Annotated in this window: 5 protein-coding genes; 2 read left to right on the forward strand and 3 right to left on the reverse strand. The window is 52.7% G+C overall.

The annotated features are described in order from the left end of the window. From QE270_RS03745 to QE270_RS03755, 3 genes are all read right to left on the reverse strand, one after another. Nucleotides 1-266 (reverse strand): AMP-binding protein (locus tag QE270_RS03745; RefSeq protein WP_300035350.1); only part of this gene is annotated, 266 nt, incomplete at its 3' end. Further along, a complete protein-coding gene (locus QE270_RS03750) occupies nucleotides 263-553 on the reverse strand; it encodes an antibiotic biosynthesis monooxygenase (RefSeq protein WP_300035353.1) in 291 nt (96 codons plus the stop codon). The genes QE270_RS03750 and QE270_RS03745, both read right to left, overlap by 4 nt. A 2-nt stretch (nucleotides 554-555) precedes the next feature. Then, nucleotides 556-1,908: an aromatic ring-hydroxylating dioxygenase subunit alpha gene (locus QE270_RS03755; protein ID WP_300035356.1), complete on the reverse strand. Its 1,353-nt coding sequence runs from the start codon at nucleotides 1,906-1,908 to the stop codon at nucleotides 556-558. A 157-nt stretch (nucleotides 1,909-2,065) separates the two neighbouring features. On the opposite strand from QE270_RS03755, the gene QE270_RS03760 reads away from it, so the two are divergent. Further along, the gene (locus QE270_RS03760) at nucleotides 2,066-4,534 is read left to right on the forward strand and encodes a TonB-dependent receptor (RefSeq protein WP_300035358.1); all 2,469 of its coding nucleotides are present in this window, start codon (nucleotides 2,066-2,068) and stop codon (nucleotides 4,532-4,534) included. Nucleotides 4,535-4,555: 21 nt separating this feature from the next. Continuing rightward, nucleotides 4,556-5,393, forward strand: an 838-nt coding sequence (locus QE270_RS03765; protein ID WP_300035361.1) for a PQQ-binding-like beta-propeller repeat protein, incomplete at its 3' end; no start/stop codon positions are given.

Consider the following 5,393-nt stretch of genomic DNA (forward strand, 5'->3'; position numbering starts at 1 on the left):
TATCGCGCATTCACAGGCACAGCGACAGCCCCAGCCATCGCAATGCCGAACAGCGCTTCTACAAATTCAGGGCGCGTCGTCAGCAAGAGGCCCACATGATCGCCCGGCCGAACGCCGCGCGCGATGAGCGCAGCCGCCCAGAGGCGCGCCCGGTCATTCAAATCAGCATAGCTCGTGCGCCTGTCGGGAAAAATAAGAGCCATCTCTTGCGGGCGCAGAGAGGCTCCGCTCCGCAAAAGCGCACCCAAAGTGTAAATGCCTGTCATGGCGCTATGGGCAACAGATATTCACGGGTGTACGTGCCGTCTATACACTCGATTATCGTTGATATGATGTCGGCGCTAGCGGGATTAGCCTGGTGGGCTTGATCAGCAGCTTCATCAACAAAGCTCTCAAAAACCGCGAATGCATGCGGCGCATCAAGGCGATAAAATTTATATGCCAGGGTTCCGATTTCGTCGGCAGCATTCATTTCCATTTGTGGGATTAGGGTCAAGAATTCTGCTTCTCGGTCTGCCTTGACGTTAAAGCGTGATAGGAAGGTCCAGCTCATTTTTAAATCTCTCCATCAATATAGCGGTCAAGCTCTGCATGGAAGTGGCGCAGCCTTGCTTCCTGCTCGCTCCAAATTGGCCCGCGGAATCCGCGCGAACGTGATCCTTTTTGAACAATCGGTAATAGTTCGGAATCTTGGTCCAAGACCTGCCCAAGATTGGGCGGCTCGCCAAGCGGGACGCGTTCGATCTCAGGGCGTGTCATCCCTGTTGTATCAGTCCCGTCCGCCAACCCCATCCAAGCAGGCGGGCCGTAGCTCGGTGCATCAACATGTGCGAAAAGAATGCAGGTGTCATAGGTGAACCGATTGGGATCATCTGGATGCGGCAGGAAGCGGTGGATGAATACTGCTTCAGGGTGGCAACCGATCTGCACATTAGGAAAGATGCCATAGATGGTTGAATCGCTAAGTTGAGTATCGCTGAATTTGTCATAGTCGAGACCAAATCGCTTGGCCCGTTCGCGCTTTGAAACTTGGATTGCAGCGCGGCTGTCTTGTGCTGTGCCTTCAAATGCGTCTGGATCAATACCGGCATCGCGCAGCATCATCTTAATGCCCTGATTCACACTAAGTTGATCCGGAAATCGAGGTGAGGGCTGCGCAAATGGGACGAACTGACGGCTCATTCCGTTCGGATAGAGGTCGATCTGCGTGCGGTCATCCATAACACCTTGCGTTTCAGGATGAACCGCATGGAGATGGTAGATTTCATAAAAGGCATCCACGCCGCCTTTCCAGTTCGCTGCCCATTCCGTGTGCTTATGCTGAATGACGTTCATCGCGCCAATATCATAGGTCTCCAGTTGGTCTGCGACTGGGCCGAGCCATTCGCGTAGAGGCGGCATATCATTTGAAAGAGATATAAAGGCAAGGCCCGCAACTTCTTCGCATCGTACGGGCGTGAGATTGCGATCATGGCAAAGAGTTTCAGGATGAAAAGAGAATTCATCCGTTACTTTTGTGTTGGTACCGTCAAGCGCGAATTGCCAACTATGGAAGGGGCATGTGAAATTCCCGATAGAGCCAAAATCTGAGAGGATCAGCTGGCTCCCTCTATGGGGGCACACATTGTAATGCGCCTTTAGACTGCCATCGTCTTGTCTCACCACAATGAAACTCTCGTCCGCAATGTCGAAACGGACAAAATCGCCATCTTCACGAAGGTCACTTGTGGGACCAGCGAGCAGCCAGGTTTGGGTCCACATCCGGTTCCATTCAGCGTCTTTATAATCCGCGCCATGGTAACGTTTCGGGTCAGGCCGACCAGTTCCGTTGTCGATTCTGGGTGCCCGATCATTGAAGGGATGGTGCGCGCCCGTGTGAATATCCCAGAGACGAAAATCGAAACTCATTGACTATACTCCTCTTGCTTATGGGATCTACAGATACATGAATTCAAAAAAAAACAAACACGATTGATTGTTATTTCGATATGTGGCAGGCCACAAATATTGAACGGCACGATTGCAGAAAATCGGCTGTTCGAAAACATCTGTATGGGGAGGCTTTATGCGCAGTAAAATTTTGACTATTGGTATTGGAACAGGCTTAGTTCTGGCGCTCGCAACACCTGCCTTTGCGCAGACCACTGAGGTAACTTCAGACGACACTGGCCTGTCTGACATCATTGTGACGGCGACACGGCGCGACTCCAATCTTCAGACGACCCCGATTGCAATCACCGCAGTGGATCAAACCCTCATCGAGCAGGCAAGTCCTGACAATATCGGTGATCTTGCTTCGTTCGTTCCCAATTTCTCGGCCGCAAAAATCACTGGGTTTAATGCGGCTTCCTTTGCCATGCGTGGTGTTGGTCAGAATAACATTATCGTGTATTTTGAGCCGTCCGTGCTGGTAACCGTTGACGACTTTGTGATGGCTAGCGTTCAAACCCAGTTATTGGATACCTTTGACGTGCAGCAAGTTGAAGTTTTGCGCGGACCGCAAGGTACATTGTTTGGCAAGAACGCAATCGGCGGCGCTGTGACTGTCAAGACAAAGCGGCCAGATCTCTCAAATTTTGGGGCTGAGTTTCGTCTCGCGGCAGGCAGCTTTAAGTCTTACAGCGGAAATGCGTCAGTCAATATTCCAATCATCCAGGATACACTCGCATTGCGTCTTGTTGGCGGATATGAATATTCGGACGGTTTCGTGCGCAACGGCGCTTGCTACGGCCCGGTTGGGACCTTTCTAACGACACCCCCTGCGTTGCCCGCAACAACGGCGAAATTTGTTGGCCGGTCAGGTTGCGGAGATGGCAGCAGGGTTGGCGGCACCGATGTCTACAATTTGCGTGCCAAATTGCTTTGGGAGCCGTCAGACAATTTTGATGCGTTGCTGCAATATGAAATGATCCGAGATAGCTCGGAAACGCCCGCGACGGTTAATGAAACCCCTGTAAACGGCGGGGGACGTTTCTTCTTGTTTGATGCCCTGAATGTTGGATCGCGCGGCAACAAAAGCAGCGACCCCCTAAACAACGGAGGCGTTTCGAACCGACAGGATAGCTTAATGCGGATGCAGGATGGCCACGTCGTCAATGTCGATGGCGTTTACCTCAACATGAATGTTGATGTCGGCATGGGTACGTTTACGTCAATTACGGGCTGGCGCAGCCAGCGGTCGCGTTTGCCGAACACCTATACCGGTCAGGCTCCAGTGGCTGCAGACGGTTCGGTTCTGTCCCTGTTCGATGCCACGCGCGACGACGATCGGAAGACTTGGCAGCAAGAATTGCGCTTTGCCTCAGATCTGGGTGGTGCATTTGATTTTGTTGCAGGCGGTTTCTACCAAAGGGATGATGCTGACTTCTGCGTAAACCAGTTGCTCGGCTTCCTTGATCTTACGGGTGGCCCATTGCCCTTCGGTGCCTGGAACAATACGCCTTACTTGTTGTGCAATGCGCAAAAGGCAAAATCGACAGCGTTGTTTGCTGAGGGCACATTCGAGGTGAATGACAGACTGTCGCTTACGGCTGGCGGTCGCTACACTTGGGAACGCAAGACTTGGCAGGGTCGCCAGCAGGTATTCATACCGCAATTGGGTGGGGCGTTTGATCCAAGCATCAAAATCGCACAGCCGCTTGATGCGAGTGTTTATAATTATAAAGCGGGCGTCGTCACTGTTCGGGCAAGCGATAATGAGCCTACCTATCGGTTCTCTGCTTCGTATAAGGCCACTGATGATACGTTCCTGTATGCGACCTATTCTCATGGCTTCAAGGGCGGCGGCTTCAACGACCAAATCGGTGGTTTTGGACCGTTTGGAACTGACTTGGCGGCATTTTCGAAGGCCGCAGCGGCAACTAAGCCTGAAAAGGCAGACAGCTATGAGGCTGGTGTAAAGACGCAGTTCCTTGACAACCGCGCGCGGCTTAACCTGACGGGTTTCTGGGTGGATTACAGCGATCTCCAAAAGCAGATTGTTGTGCCCATCACTGTCAATGGTCAGCCTAATCAGGTCACACGCTTCTTCAATGCAGCCAGCGCCCGGGTAAAGGGCCTTGAGGCAGAGGCTACACTTATCCCAACCGACGGCCTAACCCTTCGCGGTGTTCTTGGTTATCAGGATGCGAAGTACCGTAAATATGTAACGCCGATACCTGCAGGCTATGATCTGTCGAAAGCTCCGATGGACCGTGCGCCTAAATGGCAATGGTCCGTCGACGGGACTTATTCGAAACCTGTCAGTAGCAATCTGAAATTGGCGGTTAATGCGAATGTGAGCTATGTAGGAAGCAACCTGTTTACGCAGTCGATTTCGGATGCGCGGGATAACACATTCCTCCGCGCTCGGACGCTACTGAATGGGTCGATTACCCTTGCCGATTTGGACGATAAATATTCGCTGCGCCTCGTCGGCAAAAACCTGACCGACAAGCGTTATGAAACGGCTAGCCAAGTTGTCGGTGGTTTGTGGACATTCACGCTGTACGGCCCGCCGCGCTACTTTGGCGTTGAAGCTGGCGCAAAGTTCTAAATAAAAGTGGGGGAAAAGGTTATGCGACGCAGTTGGATCGGACTGGTTTTAGCTGCGTCGCTCGCCTTTTCAGGGTGCAGTCAACCATCGGCTGATATGGTCGCCGGCGAACGAATGACTTCGACCGACGAAATGCAGTCGCGAGATGGCCCGACCATTGATATTGAGAAGCATCCCGGAAAGGGTCTGTTTCTAGAAAATTGCGCGGCCTGCCATAATGGCGGCGTGCCAAAAGCGCCCCAGCAGGTATGGCTGGAAATGATGTCCCCGGACGCCATCCTGGCTTCCATGAATGGCGGGATAATGAGCCAGCAGGCCGCCAAACTTTCTCCGGTGCAACGCCTGCAGATTGCAGAATATCTAACCCGCACATCACTGGCAGATTACAAGGCACCTGCGCCGCCGGCTTCATGCGATGCGCAGCATGCGCGGTTTGACACAGGATCACTTCCCGCCAAGACGGGTTGGGGGCATGATAACAATAGATTTGTGTCGGCCCAACAGGCAGGTTTGACCAAGGAACAGGTCCCGCAGCTAAAACTCAAATGGGCGTTCGCTTATCCGAAAGCGCTAAGGGCTAGGTCTCAGCCTTCGATCGGCTGGGGCGCGGTGTTTGTAGGAAGCCAAGACGGCACAGTATACGCGTTTGACCTCGAAACGGGCTGTATGCGTTGGTCTTTCCGCGCATCGGCTGAAGTCCGCACTGCTGTCGTTTTAGATCCGACGACAAAGCGGCTTTATTTCGGGGATGTGTTGGCGCGCTTGTATGCGCTTGATGCGATGACGGGTAAGCTCGTTTGGAAGGCGAAAATAGATGACCATTCAAACGCAACGATCACAGGAACGCCGACTATTGGAG

Source organism: Sphingorhabdus sp. (assembly GCF_029865925.1).
In the GTDB taxonomy this organism is placed as follows: domain Bacteria; phylum Pseudomonadota; class Alphaproteobacteria; order Sphingomonadales; family Sphingomonadaceae; genus Sphingorhabdus_B.

What these genes read in the sequence shown, in the direction of transcription:
- QE270_RS03760 (WP_300035358.1), top strand. Translation starts at nt 2,066, where the DNA reads ATGCGCAGTAAAATTTTGACTATTGGTATTGGAACAGGCTTAGTTCTG.
- QE270_RS03755 (WP_300035356.1), bottom strand. Translation starts at nt 1,908, where the DNA reads ATGAGTTTCGATTTTCGTCTCTGGGATATTCACACGGGCGCGCACCAT.
- QE270_RS03750 (WP_300035353.1), bottom strand. Translation starts at nt 553, where the DNA reads ATGAGCTGGACCTTCCTATCACGCTTTAACGTCAAGGCAGACCGAGAA.